Here is a 23587-nt window from a genome sequence, read left to right on the forward strand (position 1 = left end):
TTTCGCTGGTCGTCGTCATCAGCCGTGCAGTCCGCACTCGGTCTTGCCGCGCCCGGCCCACCGGCCGGCCCGCGCGTCCTCGCCCTCCGCCACGCGGCGGGTACAGGGGGCGCAGCCGACGGAGGCGTAGCCGTCCATCAGCAGCGGGTTGGTGAGCACCCCGTGCTCGGCCACGTACGCGTCCACGTCGCCTTGGGTCCAGCGGGCGATCGGCGAGACCTTGACCTTCTGCCGCTTCTCGTCCCAGCCGACCACGGGGGTGTTCGCCCGGGTCGGGGACTCGTCGCGGCGCAGGCCCGTCGCCCAGGCGTCGTACGCGGTCAGGCCCTCTTCGAGGGGCTTGACCTTGCGCAGGGCGCAGCACAGGTCGGGGTCGCGGTCGTGCAGCTTCGGGCCGTAGCGCGCGTCCTGCTCGGCCACCGTCTGGCGCGGGGTGAGGGTGATGACGTTGACGTCCATCACCGCCTCGACCGCGTCGCGGGTGCCGATCGTCTCCTCGAAGTGGTAGCCGGTGTCGAGGAAGACCACGTCCACGCCGGGGAAGGCGCGGGAGGCCAGGTGGGCGACGACCGCGTCCTCCATGGAGGAGGTCACGGCGAACTTCCTGCCGAAGGTCTCGGCCGCCCACGTGAGGATCTCCAGCGCGGAGGCGTCCTCCAGCTCCCGGCCCGCCCGCTCGGCCAGCTCCTTGAGCTTCGCGCTCTTGAGACCGGCGTCTTGAGTGGTGGTCATATCTCGTCGCCTCCCGCTGATCCCGCCGCATCGGACCGCACGCCCCGGGACAGCAGCCCGAGGTACTTCAGCTGGAAGGCCCGGTTGCAGGCCCTGCATTCCCACGCGCCGTGGCCCGTCTCATGGGGGAACAGGTCCTCGTCGCCGCAGTACGGGCAGTAGAACGGTGCGGCGCGCTCGCTCACGAGAGGCTCTTCTCGTCCGCGCGGGCGACCCACGCCGCGAACCGCTCGCCGTCCTCGCGCTGCTCCTCGTAGCTCTTGACGACCCGCTCGACGTAGTCGGGCAGACCGGCCGAGGTGACCTTGAGGCCGCGGACCTTGCGGCCGAAGCCGGCCTCCAGGCCGAGGGCGCCGCCCAGGTGGACCTGGTAGCCCTCCACCTGGTTGCCCTCGTCGTCCAGGACCAGCTGGCCCTTGAGACCGATGTCCGCCACCTGGATGCGGGCGCAGGCGTTCGGGCAGCCGTTGATGTTGATGGTGAGCGGCTCGGCGAACTCCGGCAGGCGGCGCTCCAGCTCGTCGATGAGCGAGGCGCCGCGCGCCTTGGTCTCGACGATGGCCAGCTTGCAGAACTCGATGCCGGTGCAGGCCATCGTGCCGCGGCGGAACGGGGACGGCTTGACCCGCAGGTCGAGCGACTCCAGGGCCGCGACCACCGAGTCGACCCGGTCGGCCTCGATGTCGAGGACGATCATCTTCTGCTCGGCGGTGGTGCGCAGCCGGCCGGAGCCGTGCTGCTCGGCGATGTCCGCGATCTTTGTCAGGGTGGCGCCGTCGACGCGGCCCACGCGGGGCGCGAAGCCCACGTAGAACCTGCCGTCCTGCTGCTGGTGGACGCCGACGTGGTCGCGCCACTGGCCGGAGGGCTGCTCGGGCGCGGGGCCGTCGGTCAGCTTCCGCTTCAGGTACTCGTCCTCCAGGACCTGGCGGAACCTGGCCGCGCCCCAGTCGGCGACGAGGAACTTCAGGCGGGCGCGGGTGCGCAGCCGGCGGTAGCCGTAGTCGCGGAAGATCGAGATGACGCCCTCGTAGACGTCCGGGACCTCGTCGAGCGAGACCCAGGTGCCCAGGCGCACGCCCAGCTTGGGGTTGGTGGACAGGCCGCCGCCGACCCAGACGTCGAAGCCGGGGCCGTGCTCGGGGTGGTTCACGCCGACGAAGGCGATGTCGTTGATCTCGTGCGCCACGTCGAGCAGCGGCGAGCCGGAGATCGCGGACTTGAACTTGCGGGGCAGGTTGGAGAAGTCCTTGTTGCCCACGATGCGGCGGTAGATCTCGTCGATCGCGGGGGTGCCGTCGATGATCTCGTCCCGCGCGATGCCGGCGACGGGCGAGCCGAGGATGACGCGGGGCGTGTCACCGCAGGCCTCGGTGGTGGACAGCCCGACGGCCTCCAGGCGGCGCCAGATCTCCGGGACGTCCTCGATCCGGATCCAGTGGTACTGCACGTTCTGCCGGTCGGTGAGGTCGGCGGTGCCGCGGGCGAACTCCTGGGAGATCTCGCCGATCACGCGGAGCTGCTCGGTGGTCAGCCGGCCGCCGTCGATGCGGACGCGCAGCATGAAGTACTTGTCGTCCAGCTCCTCCGGCTCCAGGATCGCGGTCTTGCCGCCGTCGATCCCGGGCTTGCGCTGGGTGTAGAGGCCCCACCAGCGCATGCGTCCGCGCAGGTCGTTGGGGTCGATCGAGTCGAAGCCCGCCTTGGAGTAGATCGTCTCAATGCGTGTCCGCACATTGAGACCGTCGTCGTCCTTCTTGAACTGCTCGTTGCCGTTGAGGGGCGTGTGGTGTCCGACAGCCCACTGACCCTCACCGCGGTGACGGCCTGTCTTGCGGCGCGCGGCGGCGGCTGCGGGCGTTTCGGGAGTGGCGGCCATGGCGGGTACGTCCTTCTTCGGCGGCTCAGGGCAGGAGCGGGGGCACAGGGGAGCGGTGGTACGCCCCCGTCACGTCGGCGTCGCTGAGCGGGTGCGGCTGATTTCCGCCTTTGCCGGGGTGGCCGGCGGGCAGGGCGGTGTTCGGCCGTCAGGGGGCAGAGATGATCGTCACGTCCACGGCGACGATGCCGGGATGGTGGCGGTGTGCGGCGGTCGCTGGTTCCGTCAGCAGGCCGGACAGATGGCGCTGGACATGCGGCCGAGGTCGACGTGCCGCCGACTCACCAAGGCAATTCCAGCTCCATTCATGGCGGAAGCGTGTCATGTGGCGATTGGAGGAGTCCACTACTGTCCAAAATGCGGACGATGTCGTCTCGCATCGTGATACCGCGTGATCGCCGTCACCCCGGGGCCCGCGGCGGCCGGGCCGTGCCCGGCGGGGGATCCGGGCTCCCGGCCGCGGACCCGGCTCCCGGCCGCGGAGGGCCGAGCACCCCCGGCGGGAGCCCGGCCGGGAGAGGCCTAGGCGCCCGGCCAGGGGCCCGGGGTCGGGGTCTCCTCCCGGGGCTCCGTCTCCGTCTTGAAGAGCTTGAAACCGCGCCGCAGGTAGTTGTCCATCGCCGTCGGCCCGTCCAGGCTGCACGTGTGCAGCCAGACGCGCCGCGTCGGCTCGCGGTCCGGCCAGCGGGAGGCGAGGTCCCACGCCCGGGCCGTGCCCACCGACAGCAGGTGCCCGCCGATCCGCCGCCCCCGGAACTCCGGCAGCAGGCCGAAGTAGACGATCTCCACCACACCGTCGTCCTGGGGGTCGAACTCCACGTACCCCGCCGGCGTGCCCCGGTCGTACGCCACCCACGTCTCCACACCCGGCCGCCCCAGCTGCTCCACCCACTGCGCTCGGGTCAGGCCCAGCCGGTCCGTCCAGTGGATGTCCCCGCCGACGGAGGCGTACAGGAACCGGCTGAACTCGGGGGAGGGGACCTCCGCCCGCGCGACGGTGATCTCCGGGCCCGGCACGGCAGCCGGAACCAGATCGTCCGGCGAGGTCATTTCCAGGGACCAGGTGGTGAGGGTGATGGCGCTCATGCAGGTCAGGGAATCATGCCCCGACCCCGATGGCCCAGACGGGCCCCGATCACCGCGGGCGCCGTGGAGTGGGGCAGGAGGCCGGCCGGGTCCTGGGGGCGGATCAGCTCCACCTCCACGTCCTCCGCGAACCGGTACGGCCGGTGCGCCAGCACGCCCGCGAGGTTGCGGCGCACCCGGGACATCTCCGCGCGGACCGTCACCGTACGGGTCGGGTCGCCGAACAGCTCCTGCGACAGCTCCGCCGCCGAACGCCCGTGCGGGCTCTCCGCCAGCAGGAACAGCAGCTCCGCGTGGCGCGGGCTCAGTTCCTGCGACCAGCTCCCGGCGGCCCCGTACACCGTCGCCGACCAGGACCCCGCCCGGCTGAGGTCGAGTACGACCCGGGTCGGCCCCGGGCCCGTGCGCTCCTGCTCGATCCGCAGCAGCCAGCCGCCCGGCAGCGGCTCCACCGCGCAGTCGCCGAGCTGCGGCACCCACACCCGCCCCGCGCCGAACGATTTCGGCAGGGGGACGCGGCCCACCGGGGCCAGGCCCGCCACGGCCGCCGTCCAGCCGTTCGGGTCCACGGCCAGCGCCCGCCCCGGCAGCCGGGCGAGCAGCGGGGCGGCCACCGCCCGCAGCCGCTCCAGCGACTCCAGGTGCCGCACGCGCAGCTCCCGCTCCGCGAGCCGGGCCACCGAGCTCACCCACGCCAGCGTCGCCGGGTGCATCGTGGCCAGCGGGCCGCTCACGTCGACCACGCCCAGCAGCCGGCCGTCGCGCGGATCGCGCACGGGCGCGCCCGCACAGGTCCAGTCGTGGTGGCTGGAGACGAAGTGCTCCGCCGAGAACACCTGGACCGGCCTTCGGGTGACCAGGGCGGTGCCCACCCCGTTGGTGCCGACCACGGCCTCGTCCCAGTCGGCCCCCACCGCGAAACCGAGCCGGTCCGCCTTGCGCAGGATGGACGAGTGCCCCTCCCGCCACAGCAGCCGGCCCTCAGCGTCGGCCACGACCATGATGTGCAGGGCCTCGTCCAGGGCCGGGAGCAGCCCCTCGCGCAGCACCGGCAGCACCTCCCGCAGCGGTGAGTCCTGCCGCCGCTCCTCGGTCTCGGCGGACGACAGCATCCGCGAGCGCGCGTCCCGGTCCGGGTGCACCCCGCCCGCCAGCATCCGGCGCCAGGACTCGGCGATCTCCGGGCGCGGAGCGGCCGGGGGGCGGTCCCCGGCCAGCGCCGCCGCCCGCACGCCCTTGAGCAGACGCGCGGCATCCCGCGCGTCCATGGCCGAGATGCGGGCCACATCGACCGTGCTGCCTGTGGTGTCGGCCACCGGAACCTCCCCCGTGCGAACAGGACGACTCAAAGGTTGCAACGGTATGCAACTCTCGCCAAGTCCCGGTCTCCCGACCGAAACTGTCCGGACGTCGCACAGCGGCGTGACAGCTCCTCCTCGGGGCTTCTCGGGTCAGGGGTGGTGCCGAGTCGGCGCGGCGCCACTCCTGATCCCGGTCGACGGGCCCGGATCCCGGCTCGGAGCGGTTTGGGGACTACTCCCCGCCCGTGATCCGCGCTCGTTCCACGAGAGCGCCCAGGTCGAGGCTGTGCGGCAGCGTGCCGAAGGCCGCTCCCCAGTCACCGCCGAGCCGTGAGGCGCAGAACGCGTCCGCCACCTCGGGCGGTGCCCAGCGCACCAGCAGCGAGCCCTGGAGCACCAGCGCCATGCGCTCGACCACCCGGCGGGCCCGGGCCTCGATGCCCTCCAGGTCGGCGAGCTCCGTCAGCAGGTTCTTGATGGCCGAATCCAGCCGGTGGTCCGCGCCCCGGGCCAGGCCGACCTCCTGGAGGAACGCGTTCAGGGCCTGGGGCTCCCGCTGGAGGGCGCGCAGTACGTCCAGCGCCTGGACATTGCCCGAACCCTCCCAGATGGAGTTCAGCGGGGATTCGCGCAGCAGTCTCGGCATGCCGGACTCCTCGACGTACCCGTTGCCGCCCAGGCACTCCAGCGCCTCCGCCACCATCGGCGTACAGCGCTTCGTCACCCAGTACTTGGCGGCGGGCACGGCCAGGCGCAGGAAGGCCTTCTCCTGGTCGGTGCCGCTGTCGTAGGCCGCCGCGAGCCGCAGGGTCAGGGTGGTGGCCGCCTCCGACTCCAGGGCGAGGTCGGCGAGGACGTTGCGCATCAGCGGCTGGTCGATGAGCGGCGCTCCGAAAGCGGAGCGGTGCTCCGCGTGGTGAGCGGCCTGCGTCAGCGCCTGCCGCATCAGCGAGGCCGAACCGATGACACAGTCCAGCCGGGTCGCCGCGACCATCTCGATGATGGTCCGCACCCCGCGGCCCTCCTCACCCACCCGCCGCGCCCAGGTCCCGTCGAACTCCACCTCGCTCGACGCGTTCGACCGGTTGCCCAGCTTGTCCTTCAGCCGCTGGATGGCGAAGGCGTTGCGCGTGCCGTCCGGCAGCACCCGCGGCACCAGGAAGCAGGTCAGCCCTCCCGGAGCCTGCGCCAGCACCAGGAACCCGTCGGACATCGGAGCCGAGCAGAACCACTTGTGCCCGGTCAGCGCGTACTCGCCCGAGGCGTCCAGCGGGGCCGCGGCCGTCGTGTTCGCCCGTACGTCGCTGCCGCCCTGCTTCTCCGTCATCCCCATGCCGAAGAGCACACCGCTCTTCCGCGCGGCCGGCGCCAGCCCCTCCTCGTACGCGTGCGAGGTGAGCCGCGGCTCCCACTCGGCCGCCAGCTCCGGATCGGCCCGCAGCGCCGGCACGGCGGCGTGCGTCATCGAGACCGGGCAGCCGTGGCCGGCCTCGGCCTGCGACCACACGAAGAACCCGGCGGCACGCCGCAGGTGCCCGGCCGGACGCCCCCACGCGTCCGTGAGCCCGGCGGACACGGCCTTGCCGAGCAGCCGGTGCCAGGCAGGGTGGAACTCCACCTCGTCGATCCGGTTCCCGTACCGGTCGTGCGTCCGCAGCACGGGTGGATTCTCGTTCGCCAGCCGGCCCCACTCCTGGGCCTGCGCGGAGCCGGCGGAGCGCCCGAGCACCGTGAGCTCCTCCCGCACCTCGGCGAGGAGTTCGGGGGCCGCGGCGGCGAGATGACGCTCCACGCCCTCGGTGAGGGCCCGGTCGCCCCCGTAGACGTCATGGCCCACGAGCGGCGGGGCCTGATTGGTGACTGTGTGGGTGGTGGCTGCCATACGGATACCGTAAGGACGTGCAGCCAGCAAAAGAAACACCAGAGCGGATCCTGGTACGCCACGGACGGCTCCACCGGGCCCGCGCCCTCTACCGCAACGTCTCGAAGCGGAAAATGGGCTGGCTGCTCCTGAAGGACACCGTCAACTCGTGCATCGAGTACCGGATCCTCGGTCTCGCCGCCGAGGCGGCCTTCTTCACCCTCCTCTCGCTGCCCCCGCTCTTCCTCGGCCTGCTGGGCCTCCTCGGCTACGTGGACGGCTGGACGGGCACCACGACGGTCGCCAGCATCGAGGAGAACGTCCTCGGGGCGGTGGGCACGATCCTGTCCGACCGGGGCGTCAACGACATCGCCAGACCGATGCTGGACGACGTCACCGGCCGCGGCCGCCCGGACCTGATCTCGCTCGGTTTCGCCTTCGCCCTGTGGTCGGGCTCGCGCGCGGTGAACGTCTTCATCGACACCATCACCGTGATGTACGGGCTCGACGGGCACCGGGGCATCGTCAAGACCCGGCTGCTCGCCTTCCTGCTGTACATCATCGCGCTGGTCATCGGCGCGGTCGTGCTGCCGCTGATGGTGGTCGGACCCGACGCGGTGGTACGGCTGGTGCCCTATGGCACCAGCGTGATCGCGGTGCTGTACTGGCCGACCGTCACCCTGCTGTCCATCGTCTTCCTCACCACGCTGTACCACGTGTCCGTGCCGGTGCGCTCGCCGTGGATCGAGGACGTGCCGGGCGCGCTGGTGGCCCTCGCGATGTGGGTGCTGGGCTCGTTCCTGCTGCGGATCTACCTCACCAACACCGTGGAGGGGCCGACGATCTACGGCTCGCTGGCGGCGCCGGTGGCCGTGCTGCTGTGGATCGGCATCTCGGCCTTCGCGGTCCTCGTCGGCGCCGCCGTCAACGCGGCGATCGACCGCGTCTGGCCCTCGGTGGCCACCGCGGCGGCGCGCGAGGCGAACGAGCGGGCCCGCGAAGCGGAGGCCGCCCAGCTGATCGCGCGGGCCGCGGCGTGGCGCGCGATGGCGGAGGGCGAGTCGGAGGACGACGAGGACGACGCCATGCCCTCCGAGTTCCCCGAGCGCTGGTCGAAGTTCCTGCCCCCGGAGGACTACACCTCACGGCTGCGCAAGCACTGAGGCAGGCCGTACGCTGCCGCCTGTCTGCCTGTCTGCCTGTCTGCCTGTCTGTCGCCGACCCGGCGCCGGGCCGGGGGGCGCGGGGCCTAGCCTGGAAGGGTGTACGAGGAGACGCCGTCGGGGCTCGTGGCCGGAGCCGTGCTGTGGCGGGCCGGCGGGCCCGGGGGGATCGTGCTGCCCGACGGGTGCATGGACCTGCTGTGGGTCGAGGGCCGGCTGCTGGTCGCCGGGACCGACACCGGGCCGCATCCCGCCGGGGAGGTCCCGGGCGGGGCCTTCGCCGGGATCCGGTTCGCGCCCGGTACCGCGCCCGCGCTGCTCGGCGTACCGGCCCACGAGCTGCGGGACCGGCGCGTCCCCCTGGCCGACCTGTGGCCCGCCCGAGAGGTACGCCGCCTCGCCGGCCGGGTGGCCTCGTACGGGGACCCCCGCGCCGGGCTGGAGGCGCTGGCCGCCCGCCGCGCCGCCGCGGCCGGTCCGCCGGACCCGCTGGTCGCCGAGGTCGTGGCCCGTCTCCGCGCGGGCCACGCCGTGGCCCCGATCGCCGCCGCCGTCGGCCTCGGGGAGCGGCAGCTGCGCCGGCGCTCCCTGGACGCCTTCGGGTACGGGCCCCGGACGCTGGGCCGGGTGCTCCGGCTGCGCCGCGCCCTCGCGCTGGCCCGGGCGGGGACCCCCTACGCCGAGGTCGCCTGCGTCGCCGGGTACGCCGACCAGGCCCATCTGGCCCGCGAGGTACGGGCGTTGGCCGGGACCACGCTCGGCGCCTACGTGGCGGGCGCCGACGGCGCGAAGAGCGAGACCCCGCAGCCGTCCGGGTCGAGGACCACGGCGTAGCGCTGGCCCCAGAAGGCGTCCCAGGGCTTCAGGTGCCCCGGATGCCCGGCGGCTGTCAGCTCGGCGTACAGCGCGTCCACCTCGGCGGGGGAGTCGCACAGGAAGGCCAGGTCACGCCGGCCGTCACCGGAGGGCCGGGCCCAGGACGGGTCGAAGGAGCGGACGGTCTCCTCCGTGTCCCAGCCGATCCGCAGGCCGCCCGGCAGCACGGCCTCGACGTGCGGCTGGTCATCGGCCTCCGCCGGTACGTCCAGCCCGAGCCGGCGGTAGAAGGCGAGCGAAGCGGCCATGTCGGAGACGACCATGCCGATCATGTCGAGTCGTGGAGTCATGACGGCAGGCTAGGCCGGGACCGGGGCGACCGTCTTGAACGAAACGGACACCGCCGCCGCCTCCGACGGGGCATCGGCGCATCCGGGGGGCCGGGTCGGAAAAAGAACTGGCGCCCCGCGGAAGGGGCTTGTTACGGTGCATCCGTTCCCGCCGACCAGTGCGGAACACCAGCACGCGTATGACCCGGAGGTGAGTTCATTGATGACTGTCGTCAGGCAGGGCGTCGTCGCCCGCACTCAGAAGACCATCAATGTCACTTCCGTGGTCTCCGGCTGACCTCACACTTCTTTCGCGCGCCGCCGTCGAGCGGGCGCGCGCTGCCGGGGCCACCCTGTGAAGGGTTCCCCCTTGTCTCACGCATCCCGTCCTTCTTCCACCTCTTCTCCCTCCACCTCGTCGCTCGCCGACACCCTCGGCCCCTTCGGCTGGGACGCGGCGTGGGCGGTCGAGTTCATCCCGTACGCGGAGCAGGGCCTGCTGCCCGGCCGTGTCGTACGCGTCGACCGCGGTCAGTGCGACGTCATGACCGAGCACGGCATCGTGCGCGCCGACACCGCCTTCGTCACCCCGCACGACCCGCTGCGGGTCATCTGCACCGGCGACTGGGCGGCCGTGGAGCCGTCGGGCAGCCCGCGCTACGTGAAGGCGTACCTGCCGCGCCGGACCGCCTTCGTACGGTCCACCTCCAGCCAGCGCTCCGAGGGGCAGATCCTCGCGGCCAACGTCGACCACGCGATCATCGCCGTCTCCCTCGCCGTGGAACTGGACCTGGGGCGCATCGAGCGCTTCCTGGCCCTGGCGTGGGAATCGGGGGCGCAGCCGCTGGTCGTCCTCACCAAGGCGGACCTGGTCCCGGACCCCGTCACCCTCGCGCACCTGGTCCAGGACGTGGAGACCACCGCGCCCGGTGTCCAGGTCCTGACGGTGTCCTCCCTCACCGGGGAGGGTACGGACGTCCTCACGGCCCTGGTCGGCGGCGGGACGAGCGTGCTGCTCGGGGTCTCGGGCGCCGGCAAGTCCACGCTGGCCAACGCGCTGCTCGGGGCCGACGTCATGGAGGTGCAGGAGGCCCGCGAGGTCGACGGCAAGGGCCGCCACACGACCACGACGCGCAACCTGCTCGCCCTGCCGGGCGGCGGCGTCCTGATCGACACGCCCGGACTGCGCGGCGTCGGGCTCTGGGACGCCGGGACCGGGGTGGGCCAGGTGTTCGCGGAGATCGAGGAGTACGCGGAGACCTGCCGCTTCCACGACTGCGCGCACGAGGCGGAGCCGGGGTGCGCGGTGCGGGCCGCCGTCGACTCCGGCGAGCTGCCGGAACGCCGCCTGGAGAGCTACCGCAAGCTGCTCCGGGAGAACCAGCGGATCGTGGCGAAGACGGACGCCAGGCTCCGCTCGGAGATCCGCCGCGACTGGCGCCTCAAGTCCGCGCAAGGCCGAGCCAACTACGCGGCCAAACGCTCGGGCCGCGCGTAACCCTCCGGCCGCGGTGCCGCCGGCGGCCTGGCCAGACCCGTCCAGCCGGCCACCCGGTCCCGGCCGCCATCCCGCGGCCGGGCCGGCCCGGGCCACCAACCCGCGGCTTGGCCGGGCCTACCCGGACCCGGCCGGGCCGCTATCCCGAGGCTCGGCCGGTCCGTCAACGCGCGACTCGGCCGAGCCCGGCCACCGCCCGAGTCCGGCCGCCGCCCCCATGCCTGCCCTGTGCGGGTTGGTCTGCCCGGCCGCCGGGTTGCGGCGAGGCCGGCCTCGGCCGTCGCCGAGGCCCGGCGGGCCAGTTCACCGCCGCCGCGCGGCAACCAGCCCGATCGCCGGTAGGCGGGAACTCCAGCCCCGCCGGCGTTCGAGGCGCGGGGTCTGGGGCGGAGGCCAGGGAACGGTGGAAGGGCGGGGCGGGGAGCAGCTCCGCGCAGCGGCGGGGCAATGCCGGCCGGGGCCGGCCGCTCAGCCCGACGCCGCCACCCCCACCCACGCGCCCACCACCACCAGGCACGCGAACAACTCCACCAGCACGCTCGTCCCCACCGCCCGCATCACCGCCCGCGCAGACGCCCACGCCTCGCCACGGCTCCCCAGGCGGAGCCGTTCGCACAGGTAGATGCCGCCCACGAAGCCGGGGACCGCCCCCAGTACCGGGATCAGCACGAAGCCCAGGACCGCCCCCGCGCCCGCGTACACCGCCATCCGGGGGGTCACGGCCACCCCGTGCAGCCGCCGCGGCGGGAGCAGCCACTTCACCACCTGGACCACCAGCAGCAGGGCCGTCGCCGCGACCAGCAGGGTCCACGTCGGCGCCGACCGCTCGTGCAGCGCCCACCACAGCAGCCCCGCCCACACCAGCCAGGTCCCCGGTACGCCCGGGACCAGCACCCCGACCACCCCGAGGAGCAGCACCAGCCCCACCAGGAGCAGCTGGGGCAGATCCATCTGCCCAGCCTGACCGACCAGGGGCTATCGGGCCACCCAGCCCCGCTCGTAGGCGTGCCAGCCCAGCTGGAGCCGCGTCGTGACCCCCGCCAGCTCCATCAGGCCCTTGACCCGCCGCTGCACCGTCCGCAGCCCCAGCTCCAGGTGCTTCGCCACGCTCGCGTCCGTCATCCCCGCCAACAGCAGGGTCAGGATCTCCAGATCCGTGGCGTCCGGACCGCCGTCCGACTCCTCCGGCCCGCCCGACGCGCCCAGCCGCAACGGCAGCGACTCCCGCCACACCGCCTCGAACAGCCCCGTCAGCGATTCCAGCAGCCCCGACGCGTGCACCACCAGCGCCGCCGGCTCCGCACCGCGCACCGTCAGCGGGACCATCGCCAGGGTCCGGTCCGCGATCACCAGCTTCGTCGGGACCTCGCCCGTCACCCGGACCCGTTCCCCCCGGGACAGCGCCGTCGACGCCTCCCGGATCCCGCGCGGCAGGGTCAGCACCTCCCGCTCGATGACCACCCGGTAGTCGACGCCGCGTACGGAGGCCCGCTCCTCCGCCTCGTTCTCCGTACCCGTCACCACCTGAGGCCGGCCGCTGACCAGCGCGCACACCTCCCGTTCGGCGCCCAGCTGGAGCTGGTGGAAGCGGTGCGCCACCGCGCTCGCGCCCTGCACCACCTCCACCAGGTCGTGCACCGCCGGCTCGGCCGCCTCCGCCCGGTACTCCTCCGCCAGCAGCGCCGCCGTCAGCTCCGCCTGCTCCAGCTCGTGCCGCTGCTGGGTGAGCAGAGCCCCCAGCGCGACCCCCGGCGGCGCCGCCACCCAGCGCCCCGGCCGCGCCGAGGACTGCGCGGCCAGACCGTGCCGCTCCAGGTGCCGCAGCGCCCGCTCGGTCTGCGGCACCGGCAGGGTCAGCCGGTGCGCGAGGTCGGACACCTCCGCCGCCCCCAACGCCACCAGCGCGCGGTACGCCGACTCCTGGCCCTCGTCGAGGCCTATCGCACCCAGCAACCCGAACACCCACCTCTCAGCCCCGCCCCTGGTGGGAAGCGGCCACGGCGCAAACCCGCCGCCGACATCATCGCCGCACCCCCCGCCACTCTGCCAAGGTGACGCCACCGCAGCGCCAACATCCGCCGGTCAGAAGCCATTTACGCGGCAGCTTTGCCACGCAATGCAGTGGTTGGCCGGAATTCACCTGGGGAGAGCGATGCGCCCGATATCGCGAACGACGCTCGGGGCGGCCACAGCGGCCGTCCTGGCCGTCACCGCCGTCGGCCCGTCGGCGGCACAGCCGAGCGACGGAGCGCCTGGAAAGAGACCACTCGTCGGCGTCTCCTCGCCCGGTTGCGCGCCCAGCGTGCTGACCGTGGGCGCCGTCGACCGCGACGACGCCACGGCCGTCTTCTCCAGCCGCGGCCCGGCCGGCCTCCAGCACACCCTCAAGCCCGAGATCGCCGCCCCCGGCGTCGGGATCTCGGCCGCCGCGGCCGGCGGCCGCGGGGTGTACGCGTACCAGGGCATGTCCGGCACCTCCATGGCCACCCCGCACGTCGCGGGCGCCGCCGCCATCGTCAGGCAGCGCCACCCCGAATGGACTTCGCAGCAGGTCAAGGCGGCCCTCGTCGGCTCCGCGAACACCGCGGTGCCCGGGGACGTACGGGAGACCGGCGGCGGCCGGCTCGACCTGCGGGCGGCCCTGGACGTCACCGTCACCGGCGCCCCCGCCGTCCAGGGGGCACGTACGACTGGCCGCAGGACCGCGGCGACCGCACCACCGTGCAGGTCCCGTACACCAACACGGGCGCCCGGCCGGTCACCCTGGACCTCGCCGTGGAGAAGGTCACCGGCAACGACGGATCCGCCGTCCGCAGCCAGGTCGCCCGCCTCGTACAGCGCACCGTGACCGTTCCGCCCGGCGCCACCGTCACCGTGCCGCTCGCCCTCGACCCGGCCGCCCGGCTGGAGCGCTCCCAGTACGGGGACGTCACCGGCCGGATCGTCGCCACGGCCGACGGCGTACGCGTCTCCACCCCCTTCTCGCTGTACGTCGAGCCGCAGACGGTGACCCTGCGCGTCAAGCTCGACCGCGCGGGCCGGCCGGCCGCCGGACCGTCCTCCCTGGACGTCATCGGCACCGACGACGCCACCGGCGAGCGCCGCTTCAACGACGGTTCCGCCGACCAGGTCTACCGGGTGCGGCCGGGCGCCTACTTCCTCTCCGCCTTCGTCGCCACCCCCGACGCGGGCGAAGGGGACGACCGGCTGATCGACTCCCTCACCTACCTCGGACGCCCGCAGGTCGAGGTGAAGAAGGACACGACCGTCGTGCTCGACGCCCGCGAGGCCGGGCGCCTGGCCATCGAGGCCGACAAGCCGGTCGAGGCCCGCAACACCACCCTCGGATTCGCCCGCAGCTGGGACGACGTGTGGCTGCACGCCGGCACCGCCATGGGCGGCCGGACCATCCGCAGCTACTACTCCTCCGTCGAAGGCCGCGCGAAGGACGGCGAGTTCGAGTTCGGCAGCTACTGGCGGGCGGCCGCGCCGCTCCCCTCCGCGCTGAAGGGCGCCGGCGGGCCGGTCCTGCACCCGATCACCGCGTCCACCGGCAGCGACAACCTCGACGGGAACGGCAGCGCGCCGCTCGTCGACGCGGGCGCCGGCACCCCGGAGGAGCTCGCCGCGGTCGCCGCGAAGGACGCGGTCGTCCTGGTCAGGGCGACGGACGGGGCGCTGCACGAGGTCGCGCGGAACGCGCTGGCCGCCGGGGCCGAGGCGGTGCTCGCCCACCGCGACGCACCCGGCCGCTGGGTCGCCTTCACCGGCTACGCGGGCGGCGCGCTGCCCGTGCTGGCCGTCGAGGCCGCCGAGGGCAAGGCGCTGCTGGGGCGGCTGGCGGCGGGCAAGGTCACGCTGTCCTGGAAGGCCACCGCGAAGAGCCCGTACGTCTACAGCCTGGCCTTCCCCGAGACGGGCGAGGTCAAGGGCGGCCACACCTACCGGGTGCGCGACCGCGAGCTCGGCCAGGTGGAGTCCGCGTACCACTCCATGGGCGTGGCGGCCGACTTCGTGGACCTGGCCGGCGCCTACCGGCCGATCGGCAGCGCGGTCTACTTCGGCGGGATCGAGACCGTCGCGACGCCGGGCCGTCGCACGGAGTTCTACACCGCCGGGGACACGGCCTGGGACCAGATGCTGTCGAGCAGCTTCCCCTGGGGCGAGTTCATGGTCGGGGAGCAGCGCACGTACACCAAGGGCCAGAAGAGCAGCGCGAGTTGGTACGACGGGGTGACCGGCCCGGTCGCGCCGCGCGACGGGACCGGCAAGGAGGCGCTGGCCGCGGAGCGGCAGGGCAACCTCATCGGCTTCGCCCCCGCCATGTGGGGGGACGGCCGCCACGCCGCCCAGCCGGGTTCCTTCGGTGACATCTGCAACCTGCGGCTCAGGCGGGACGGGGAGGTCATCGGCGAAAGCTGGTACCCGTTCGGGGTGTTCGAGGTCCCGGCCGAGGCGGGCCGGTACGAACTGACCCAAACCATCGAGAAGATCGGCCCGCCGGCGCGCACCTGGCAGCGGTCCACGTCCGTCCGGACCACGTGGGGCTTCACCTCCGAACTCGACGCGTCGGCGTACTCGAAGGGGCTGCCGGTCCTGTTCCCGCGGTACGCGGCCGCGCTGGACGGGATGAAGACGGTCGCGGCGGCGGACGGCCAGAGCATCGGGCTCAGCGCCACCGGGCACGCGGGTTACGGGCCGGGTGCGCTGAAGTCGGCGAAGCTGTCGTACTCGTACGACGGCGAGAACTGGACGGAGGCGAAGGTGAGCGAGCGAGCGGGCCGGTGGACCGCGGTCGTGGACCACGCCGGGGCCTCCGGCAAGCAGGTGTCGCTGAAGGTCGAACTGACCGACGCGAACGGTGCCTCCGTCGCCCAGACGGTCGTGCGGGCGTACGACGTCCGCTAGTCCCTACGGGTGAGGGGGGAAGGGTCCACCGGGCGGCGGCCCGGTGGACCCTTTTCGCGCATTCGGCGTTTTCCGTCCGCGCGGGAGGCCCAGAATGAGGGCATGAGTCAGCAGGGCGCGGACGACTGGTGGCAGAAGCTGTACGAGGACCCGGACCAGGGCCCGCCCCCCGACCCGGGCGACACCCTGGACCACCGCTTCCACACGGCAGCCAACCTCACGACGGCCCCCCCCCCCCCCCCGCCGCCCAACCCGGGCGCACCCCCGCCGCCGCCCCCCCCGCCACCCGCGCCGAACCCGGCCGGGGTCCCGGGCCAGACCCGCCCCCCGGCCCCGCCGGCCCCTGGCGGGACCGGGTCCCCCGCAACCGGCCCGGCGTCGCCCCCGGCACAAGGCCCGGCCTCGGGCGCACCTGCGGCGCGGGGAGTGGGCTCCGGACCTGGCGGGGCTACGCCCCCGGCGCCGGGCCTGGCCCCGGAACCCGGCGGGGTCCCGGCCCAAGGGCGGCCCTCGGTCCCGGTCCCGCCGACGCCACCTGGCGCACCCGCGGCGCCGGCAGCCGGCCCGGCTTCGGCGCCGGGGCATGGCCCGACCGCGGGCGGGGTCCCGGCGCAAGGGCGGCCCTCGGCCCCGGCGTCGCCCCCGGCTTGGGTCCCGCCGGCGGCACCTTCGGCGCCGGGGCATGGCCCGACCGCGGGCGGGGTCCCGGCGCAAGGGAGGCCCTCGGCCCCGGCGTCGCCCGCGGCTTGGGTCCCGCCGGCGGCACCTGCCGCACCCGCGGCGCCGGCAGCCGACCAGGCTTCGGCGCCAGCGCCTGGCCCGGCCTCGGGCACGCCTGCGGTGCCCGGCGTGGGCTCCGGCTCGGGCGGGGCTTCGCCCCAGGCGCCGGGCTCGGGGACGGGACCGGGTGCGCCTTCGGTGCCGGGCGGGGTCCCGGCCCGCGGGCGGGCCTCGGGACCGGGTTCGCCCCCGGCTCCGGTCCCGCCGGCGGCACCTGGCGTGCCCGCGGCGCCGGCCATCGGCCCGGCCTCGGTGCCGGGTCCCGCTTCCGGGCCCGGGGGGCAGGCGGGGCCCCCGCTGGCCCCGCCGGACGCCGCACCCGCCCCGGAGCCACTGCTCCCGGGGCCCCGGCGCTCCCCGCCGCCACCGCCACCCGGGTGGCTCCCGGCTCAACCGCGTGCGGCCACTTCGCCAAGGGCCGCGGGTCCGGAACCGGTTCCGCCCGTGCCCCCGGCTGCCCCGCCGCCCCCTTCGGCTGCCGCCCCGCCGGTTACGGGCGCCGCCGCTGAGCCTCCGGCCGTTCCGCGGCCAACGGCCGGCGAGCCGCCGGCGGTTGCTGCCGCGCCTTCGGCCCCGCCGCCTCCAGGCGCCGGCACCGAGCCGCCGGCGGTTGCGGGCGCGCCTTCGGCCCCGCCGCCGCCCCCGGCCTTCCCGGGCCCTCCCGCCGTGCCGCCGACGGGCGATGTGCGGCCTCCTGTGTCCGCCCCGCCGGCCGCAGGCCCCGGCGTCGTGCCGCCCTCGGTAGCTGATCCCCATCGGGCTGCCCCGCCGCCCCCGCCCCCGCCCCCGGCGCCTCCGGCCGCCCCGCCCGCTGTCCCCGCGCCGCGGGATCCGCGGGAGGGGGGTGTCACCGGGTACGCGCTCGGGGGTGTGGACGTGCCGCCCGTGCGGGAGTCGGAGGGGGTGGGGGAGGTGCCCGTGTGGCGGTGGGAGGTGCCGCGGGAGCCGGAGCGGGAGGCCGCGGTGGCGGAGCCGGGGCCCCCGGAAGCCGAGCCCGCCGCGGTGGAGCGGCCCGCGGTGCGGCACCTCGGGGACCGTGCGCCCACCTACGCCGCCGAGCCCGGCTCGCTCCCGCCCGCCGACCCCGCCGCGCTGGACGCGCTGACCCCCGACACGGTCCTGGAGGGCGCCCGCTACGGCACCTACACCCTGCGCGCCGCCTCCCTGCGCGGGGACTCCGCCCGGTTCCGCGGCGAGCCCCGCCGCGACTTCCTGCTCACCGCCCGCTTCGGCGGCGGCGACGACGCCCTGGTGCTCGTCGCCCTCGCCGGCGGCGACCGGGCCGCCCCGGGCGCCGCCGAGGCCGCCGCCGAGCTCTGCCGGACCATCGCGGCGGCCGTCGGGCGCAGCCAGGAGCGGCTGGCCGACGACATCCGGGCCGGGCGCCGCGACGCCCTGCGCTCGGGCCTCCAGCGGCTCACCGACCGGGGCTACGGACGGCTGCGGGCCCGCGCCGCCGAGCTCGGGCTCGCCGAGGAGGCCTACACGGCCGGGGTGCGCGGGCTGCTGCTCCCGGTGGACCCCGCATGCCGCATCCGGGTGTGCTTCGGCGCCGGCGCGGGCGGGCTGTTCCGGCTGCGGGACGGCGCCTGGCAGGACCTGGAACCCGCCGGACCGCCTGGACCGTCCGGACCGCCCGCCCGGCCCGGCCCGCCGTCCCCGCCCGCCCCCTCGACCCCGTCCACCCCGCCCGCGCCCGACGAGGACCCCGCGCACGGCTTCCGCTTCCGCGCGTCCATGGCCCGCCCCGGCGACACCCTGCTGCTGTGCTCCGGCGGCCTGGCGGAGCCGATGCGCGAGGAGCCGGTCCTCCCGGCCGCGCTCGCCGCGCGCTGGGCCGAGCCGGAACCGCCCGGCCTCGCCGCCTTCCTCGCGGACACCCAGCTCCGCCTCAAGGGCTACGCCGACGACCGCACGGCCGCCGCCGTCTGGGAGGCGTAACCGCCGCACCCGTGGCTGGATAGGAGGCATGGCCAAGCAGAACGTGGCAGAACAGTTCGTGGACATCCTGGTGCGCGCGGGCGTGCGCAGGCTGTACGGCGTCGTCGGCGACAGCCTCAACCCGGTGGTGGACGCAATCCGCCGGACGAGTGGCATCGACTGGATCCAGGTCCGCCACGAGGAGACGGCGGCCTTCGCGGCCGGCGCCGAGGCCCAGATCACCGGCCGCCTCGCCGCCTGCGCCGGCTCCTGCGGCCCGGGAAACCTGCACCTGATCAACGGCCTGTACGACGCCCACCGGTCCATGGCCCCGGTCCTCGCGCTCGCCTCCCACATCCCCTCCTCGGAGGTCGGCCTCGGCTACTTCCAGGAGACCCACCCCGACCGGCTGTTCACCGAGTGCAGCCACTACAGCGAGCTGATCTCCAACCCCCGGCAGATGCCGCGCGTGCTCCAGACCGCCATCCAGCACGCCGTCGGCCGCAGCGGGGTCGGCGTCGTCGCGCTGCCCGGGGACGTCGCCGCGCAGCCCGCGCCGGAGAAGGCGGTGGAGCACGCCCTCGTCACCGCCCGCCCCTCGGTCCGCCCCGGCGAGGGCGAGATCGAGAAGCTGGTCCGCCTCGTCGACGAGGCGGACAAGATCACGCTCTTCTGCGGCAGCGGCACCGCGGGGGCGCACGCCGAGGTGATGGAGTTCGCCGGCCGGGTCAAGGCGCCCATCGGGCACGCCCTGCGCGGCAAGGAGTGGATCCAGTACGACAACCCGTACGACGTCGGCATGAGCGGTCTCCTCGGCTACGGCGCGGCCTACGAGGCGACCCACGAGTGCGATCTGCTGATCCTGCTCGGCACGGACTTCCCGTACAACGCCTTCCTCCCCGACGACGTGAAGATCGTTCAGGTGGACATCCGCCCCGAACACCTGGGCCGCCGCTCCAAGTTGGACCTCGCCGTCTGGGGGGACGTACGGGAGACCCTGCGCGCCCTGAACACGCGGGTGCGGGCCAAGACGGACCGCCGCTTCCTGGACCGGATGCTGAAGAAGCACGCCGACGCCCTGGAAGGCGTGGTCAAGGCCTACACCCGCAAGGTGGAGAAGCACACCCCCATCCACCCCGAGTACGTGGCCGCGGTGCTCGACGAACTCGCCGACGAGGACGCCGTGTTCACCGTCGACACCGGCATGTGCAACGTGTGGGCGGCGCGCTATCTTTCCCCGAACGGCAAGCGGCGCATCATCGGCTCCTTCAGCCACGGCTCCATGGCCAACGCCCTCCCGCAGGCCATCGGCGCACAGTTCACGGACCGCGACCGTCAAGTGGTGTCGATGTCGGGTGACGGCGGCTTCTCGATGCTGATGGGAGATTTCCTCACCCTGGTGCAGTACGACCTGCCCGTCAAAGTGGTCCTGTTCAACAACTCATCCCTCGGAATGGTCGAGTTGGAAATGCTGGTTTCCGGCCTGCCCTCCTACGGCACGACGAACACGAATCCCGATTTCGCCGCCATCGCCCGCGCGGCGGGCGCGTACGGGGTCCGCGTGGAGAAGCCCAAGCAGCTCACGGGGGCTTTGAAGGACGCGTTCAAGCACCGGGGACCGGCCCTGGTGGACGTGGTGACCGACCCCAACGCCCTGTCCATTCCGCCGAGGATCAGTGCCGAGATGGTGACCGGATTCGCCCTTTCCGCCAGCAAGATCGTGCTGGACGGCGGGGTCGGACGGATGATCCAGATGGCTCGATCCAACCTCCGCAACGTGCCACGCCCTTGAGCCCGCAGGAGTGCGGACCGGTCCGGGGGGCATGCATCCCGTAGACCTGTTCGAGAGCAATGAACGCGGGAGGTACACCGCCGTGCGGGTGGGGGCGAACACGGGGAAGCTGTCGAAGAGGGGCCGGCCGGTACCTCGCGAGCCATCGGCCGAAGCCGGGGGAGCGGGGGACGCGCTGGAGATCAGCCGGAGCGTGCGTCGGGCGGATCTGAAGGCCGTCGGCGAAATCCGGCGGTCCTTACGGGAATGGCTGCGCCACCGGTGCCGGACGGACGCCGCGGAGGTGGCCGAACTCCTCGTCACCGAGCTCGTCACCAACGCCCTCGTCCACACCGAGCAGGGCGCCGAGGTCTCCGCGAGCCTGGCGGCAGCCCGGCTGCGGGTGGAGGTCCGGGACTACGCCTCGCGGCGGCCCCGGCCGTACGTACCGACCGCCGACGACGGTACGCACGGACGGGGGCTGATGCTGGTGCAGGCCCTGGCCGACGCGTGGGGCGTGGACGTGGTGGAGCCGGGCCGCGGCAAGGTGGTCTGGTTCGAACTGGACGGAGGGCTCGCCTGAGCGGGCGAGCCCTCCGGGGACCGGGTACCCATCCGGCGCGGGTCAGCCGAACTGCTGTTCCAGATCCTTCAGTTTGCGCTCCAGCGAGTCGAGCCGGGGAATCGTCTGGGTGTCGTCCTCGGCGGTGAGGTCCACCGTCCGGGGGCCGGTCACCTCAAGGGATTCGGTCCGGCTGACCGCCTGCAGGGAGGGCCTTCGGCGCGGGGGCAGCTGTCCCGATTCCGGTATGGCCGGCTCCGCGCCGACCGGCGCGGAGCCCGCTCCCTGCGTCAGTTCCGGGAGCTCGACCTGGCGGCCGCGCGGCCGCCCGAAAGCCCGGTGCTGGCGGCCCAGTGCCCTGATGTGGGCGCGGTCCAGGCGGTGCTGCTCCCGCCTGCGGTGCCGGTCGTTCTCCTTCTCCTTCTTGTCCTCGCGCACCTCGTCCACCGCCTCGTCGAGGGTGCGCACCCCCTCCAGCAGCATGAGCGACCAGGCGCCGAAGGTCTCCCGGGGCGCCCGCAGCCAGCGGACCATCCGGATCTGCGGCAACGGCCGCGGGATCAGGCCCTGTTCGCGCAGCGCCGCCCGGCGGGTCTGCTTGAGGGCCCGGTCGAAGAGGACGGCCGCCGAGAGCGACATGCCGGCGAAGAACTGCGGGGCTCCGTCGTGGCCCAGCCCGCGCGGCGCGTGCACCCAGTTGAACCAGGCGGCCGCGCCCGCGAACAGCCAGACCAGCAGGCGCGAGCCGAGGGCCGCGTCACCGTGGCTGGCCTCGCGGACGGCGAGCACCGAGCAGAACATGGCGGCGCCGTCGAGGCCGAAGGGGACCAGGTACTCCCAGCCTCCGGAGAGGCTGAGGTTTTGCCGCCCGAAGCCGACCAGCCCGTGGAAGGAGAGTGCGGCGGCGACCGCCGCGCAGCAGAAGAGCAGGACGTAGGAGGCGGTCCCGTAGACGGCCTCCTTGCGCCTGCGACGCTCCTCGCTGCGCTCCCAGCTGTCCTCGGCTGCGGCCTTCTCGCTCTCGCGCTTGCCCCGGGCCAGTACCGCAACTGCCGCAAGTACGCCCAGGATCAGCAGGCTGCCGGGCAGCAGCCAGTCCAGCGATATGTCGGTCAGTCTCATGCGGATGTCCCTTGCCTCTGCCTCGCGTGTGCGGCCTTCGGCGCCATAGTGGCGCAGCGGATCGGCCCGGCATGCCGGTTTCGGGGCAAGTGGACGCCATCGGGGGGCGGGGCCCGCCGGATAGGGTGTTGTGGCTCGAACTGGCGCCCGCACCAAGGGGATTGAGTTCGAATGGCGTCACCCTTGGGGGTGGGTTCAGCTCGCGATGGGCTCCGCAGCCGCCGTCAGGCGGGCGACGCGGTCCGTGTCACAGGTCCGGGGGCAGGTGACACAGGTGTCCTGCGGCCGGATCGTGTAGAAGAAGCAGCAGCTGGCCCGGTCCCGCGTGGGCAGCGCGCGGCCGTCCGGCAAGGAGAGCGTGCGGAAGCCCGCGGCGCCGGTGTACGGCGCGGTCGAGCCGGGCAGCAGCGCCTCCAGTTCGGCCATGGCCCGCCGCTCCTCGCCGAGCAGGCCGCCGAGGTACCAGAGGCTCTCGACGACCTCGTCGGTGACCATGCCCCACAGGGCGCGGCGGCCGCGCCGCATGCGCGGCCCGAAGCCCGCCAGGACCGGTTCGAGGTGCTGGGCCACCGCGGCCCGCACCTCGGCGCGCAGCGCCTCCTCGTCGGGCACGACCCGGGCTCCGGGGAGAGCGGCCGCCGGGTCGTCCGGCAGGCAGGCGAATTGCGCCACGTGAACGGCCATCCGGCCCCGGGTCCGGTGGAAGGCCACCTGGGAGACCGGGAGCCGGGGGACCCGCCGCTGGAGGAACCACGGCAGGGTGATCAGCAGGCAGGCCGGCCAGGCGTACCGGTGCAGCCCGAAGCTCGCGACCACGTCGGGGCGGCCCTGCTGCCCGTAGTCCCGCAGGATCTGGGCTTCGTCCCAGGCGAGGAACGCGTCCAGCTCCGCCCCGCCCGCCGCGAGCTCGTCCGCGCCGACCCAGCCCGCACCGCGAGGGGAGGGCTCGTGCGCGGAGCGCTCGACGACCGCCAGCCCGGCGTAGGCCTCGGCCAGCCGGGCGTACGAGGCCGCCACCGGGGAGGCGGTGACGGGAGGAACGGCCGTGACGGTCATGACGGACCACCGAATCGCGCGATCGTTAACAGGCAAGCCTTACCTTACCTGATCTCGGTCAGGCCGTATCCTCGGGGGTGGCCGAATCACCGAGGAGGACCGAGTGCACGACACGGCCCGAGCCCGGGTACCGGCGCAGACACGGAAGGTGCTGCGCCATTCCGTGCGCGGACAGGTCCTCGACGCGCTGCGCGCCGCGCTGGTCGACGGTGAGCTGGTGCCGGGCGAGATCTATTCGGGCCCGGCCCTGGGGGACCGCTTCGGCGTCTCCGCGACGCCCGTGCGCGAGGCGATGCAGCAGCTGGCCCTGGAGGGGGCGGTGGAATGCCTCCCCAACCGGGGCTTCCGCGTGCTGTCGCGCACCCCGCGCGAGCTGGCGGAGCTGGCGGAGGTACGGGCGATGCTGGAGGTCCCGGTGATGCTCCGGCTGGCCCGTTCCGTGCCGGCGGCGACGTGGGAGGCCCTGCGGCCGGCCGCGGCCGCCACCGCGGAGGCGGCCGCGGCGGGTGATGTGCCGGGGTACGCGGAGGCGGACCGGGCCTTCCACCGCCGGGTCCTCGCGCTGGCGGGCAACGACCAGCTGGTCCAGGTGGCCGAGGAGCTCCACCGGCGGGCGCAGTGGCCGCTGCCGGGGGCTCCGCGGGTGCGGCGTGCGGATCTCGTCGCCGATGCGGCGGAGCACGCGGCGCTGCTGGAGGCGCTCGCCGCCGGTGACCTCCCGGTGGTGGAGTCCCTGATCCGCGAACACTTCGCGGGCGCCACCTGACCCTGGGCTCCGCCCGCCCCCGGGCATCCCGCCGCTG

19 protein-coding genes and 1 pseudogene are annotated in these 23587 nt (G+C 74.2%); 8 read left to right on the plus strand and 12 right to left on the minus strand.

Going from position 1 to position 23587, the window contains the following annotated elements:
- Positions 1-18 precede the first annotated feature (18 nt).
- The 7 genes from BGK67_RS26980 to BGK67_RS27005 all read right to left on the minus strand — a co-directional run bounded on the left by BGK67_RS26980 (position 19) and on the right by BGK67_RS27005 (position 6880).
- Positions 19-732 carry a phosphoadenylyl-sulfate reductase gene (locus tag BGK67_RS26980; RefSeq protein WP_069922506.1) on the minus strand — a complete coding sequence of 238 codons (714 nt, stop codon included), beginning with the start codon at positions 730-732 and terminating at the stop codon, positions 19-21.
- Entirely contained in the window at positions 729-917 is a 189-nt protein-coding gene (locus BGK67_RS26985; RefSeq protein ID WP_069922507.1) for a hypothetical protein, read from the minus strand. Before BGK67_RS26985 ends, BGK67_RS26980 begins: the two co-directional genes overlap by 4 nt.
- Entirely contained in the window at positions 914-2611 is a 1698-nt protein-coding gene (locus tag BGK67_RS26990) for a nitrite/sulfite reductase (RefSeq protein WP_069922508.1), read from the minus strand. The genes BGK67_RS26985 and BGK67_RS26990 overlap by 4 nt, the downstream gene beginning before the upstream one ends.
- 225 nt (positions 2612-2836) lie before the next feature.
- Entirely contained in the window at positions 2837-2920 is an 84-nt protein-coding gene (locus BGK67_RS41010) for a putative leader peptide (protein WP_310942095.1), read from the minus strand.
- Positions 2921-3133: 213 nt separating this feature from the next.
- Positions 3134-3697 carry a GNAT family N-acetyltransferase gene (locus BGK67_RS26995; RefSeq protein ID WP_069922509.1) on the minus strand — a complete coding sequence of 188 codons (564 nt, stop codon included), beginning with the start codon at positions 3695-3697 and terminating at the stop codon, positions 3134-3136.
- Positions 3698-3702: 5 nt separating this feature from the next.
- Positions 3703-4965 carry a GAF domain-containing protein gene (locus tag BGK67_RS27000; protein WP_069924132.1) on the minus strand — a complete coding sequence of 421 codons (1263 nt, stop codon included), beginning with the start codon at positions 4963-4965 and terminating at the stop codon, positions 3703-3705.
- A 265-nt stretch (positions 4966-5230) separates the two neighbouring features.
- The gene (locus BGK67_RS27005; RefSeq protein WP_069922510.1) at positions 5231-6880 is read right to left on the minus strand and encodes an acyl-CoA dehydrogenase family protein; all 1650 of its coding nucleotides are present in this window, start codon (positions 6878-6880) and stop codon (positions 5231-5233) included.
- A 17-nt stretch (positions 6881-6897) separates the two neighbouring features.
- Between BGK67_RS27005 and BGK67_RS27010 the strand changes: the two genes are divergently transcribed.
- Together BGK67_RS27010 and BGK67_RS27015 are read left to right on the plus strand one after the other, a co-directional pair.
- On the plus strand, positions 6898-8022 hold the full coding sequence (locus tag BGK67_RS27010) for a YihY/virulence factor BrkB family protein (RefSeq protein WP_079154392.1): 1125 nt from the start codon (positions 6898-6900) through the stop codon (positions 8020-8022).
- Between the two features lie 99 nt (positions 8023-8121).
- On the plus strand, positions 8122-8856 hold the full coding sequence (locus BGK67_RS27015) for a helix-turn-helix domain-containing protein (protein WP_069922512.1): 735 nt from the start codon (positions 8122-8124) through the stop codon (positions 8854-8856).
- On the opposite strand, the gene BGK67_RS27020 is transcribed toward BGK67_RS27015, so the two are convergent.
- Positions 8787-9188, minus strand: coding sequence for a VOC family protein (locus BGK67_RS27020; RefSeq protein ID WP_069922513.1), 402 nt, complete (start codon positions 9186-9188; stop codon positions 8787-8789). The two genes, BGK67_RS27015 and BGK67_RS27020, sit on opposite strands and share 70 nt — an antisense overlap.
- Before the next feature lie 349 nt (positions 9189-9537).
- Here BGK67_RS27020 and rsgA point away from each other — a divergent pair, with 349 nt between their 5' ends.
- Positions 9538-10665 carry a ribosome small subunit-dependent GTPase A gene (gene rsgA, locus BGK67_RS27025; RefSeq protein ID WP_069922514.1) on the plus strand — a complete coding sequence of 376 codons (1128 nt, stop codon included), beginning with the start codon at positions 9538-9540 and terminating at the stop codon, positions 10663-10665.
- A gap of 468 nt (positions 10666-11133) precedes the next feature.
- Here rsgA and BGK67_RS27030 read toward each other — a convergent pair whose 3' ends face one another.
- Together BGK67_RS27030 and BGK67_RS27035 are read right to left on the minus strand one after the other, a co-directional pair.
- On the minus strand, positions 11134-11616 hold the full coding sequence (locus BGK67_RS27030) for a DUF456 domain-containing protein (RefSeq protein WP_069922515.1): 483 nt from the start codon (positions 11614-11616) through the stop codon (positions 11134-11136).
- 24 nt (positions 11617-11640) lie between these two features.
- A complete protein-coding gene (locus tag BGK67_RS27035; protein ID WP_069924133.1) occupies positions 11641-12618 on the minus strand; it encodes a helix-turn-helix domain-containing protein in 978 nt (325 codons plus the stop codon).
- A 205-nt stretch (positions 12619-12823) separates the two neighbouring features.
- Here BGK67_RS27035 and BGK67_RS41240 point away from each other — a divergent pair.
- The 4 genes and pseudogenes from BGK67_RS41240 to BGK67_RS27060 form a co-directional block, all read left to right on the plus strand.
- Positions 12824-15573, plus strand: a pseudogene (locus tag BGK67_RS41240) (S8 family serine peptidase); the annotation flags it as partial.
- 1650 nt (positions 15574-17223) lie between these two features.
- Positions 17224-18294 (plus strand): protein phosphatase 2C domain-containing protein, encoded by a 1071-nt coding sequence (locus BGK67_RS37750; protein WP_069922518.1) that lies wholly within the window; start codon positions 17224-17226, stop codon positions 18292-18294.
- Positions 18295-18322: 28 nt separating this feature from the next.
- On the plus strand, positions 18323-20065 hold the full coding sequence (locus BGK67_RS27055; RefSeq protein ID WP_069922519.1) for a pyruvate dehydrogenase: 1743 nt from the start codon (positions 18323-18325) through the stop codon (positions 20063-20065).
- Between the two features lie 193 nt (positions 20066-20258).
- Positions 20259-20627 carry an ATP-binding protein gene (locus tag BGK67_RS27060; protein ID WP_432215485.1) on the plus strand — a complete coding sequence of 123 codons (369 nt, stop codon included), beginning with the start codon at positions 20259-20261 and terminating at the stop codon, positions 20625-20627.
- Between the two features lie 42 nt (positions 20628-20669).
- On the opposite strand, the gene BGK67_RS27065 is transcribed toward BGK67_RS27060, so the two are convergent.
- Positions 20670-21728, minus strand: a complete 1059-nt coding sequence (locus BGK67_RS27065) for a DUF2637 domain-containing protein (RefSeq protein WP_069922520.1) — start codon at positions 21726-21728, stop codon at positions 20670-20672.
- A gap of 195 nt (positions 21729-21923) precedes the next feature.
- On the minus strand, positions 21924-22784 hold the full coding sequence (locus BGK67_RS27070; protein ID WP_069922521.1) for a (2Fe-2S)-binding protein: 861 nt from the start codon (positions 22782-22784) through the stop codon (positions 21924-21926).
- A gap of 103 nt (positions 22785-22887) precedes the next feature.
- Between BGK67_RS27070 and BGK67_RS27075 the strand changes: the two genes are divergently transcribed.
- Complete coding sequence (locus BGK67_RS27075; RefSeq protein WP_069922522.1) at positions 22888-23550, plus strand: GntR family transcriptional regulator; 663 nt, start codon at positions 22888-22890, stop codon at positions 23548-23550.
- Positions 23551-23587: the final 37 nt, after the last annotated feature.

The sequence above is a fragment of the Streptomyces subrutilus genome, assembly GCF_001746425.1.
Taxonomy (GTDB): domain Bacteria; phylum Actinomycetota; class Actinomycetes; order Streptomycetales; family Streptomycetaceae; genus Streptomyces; species Streptomyces subrutilus_A.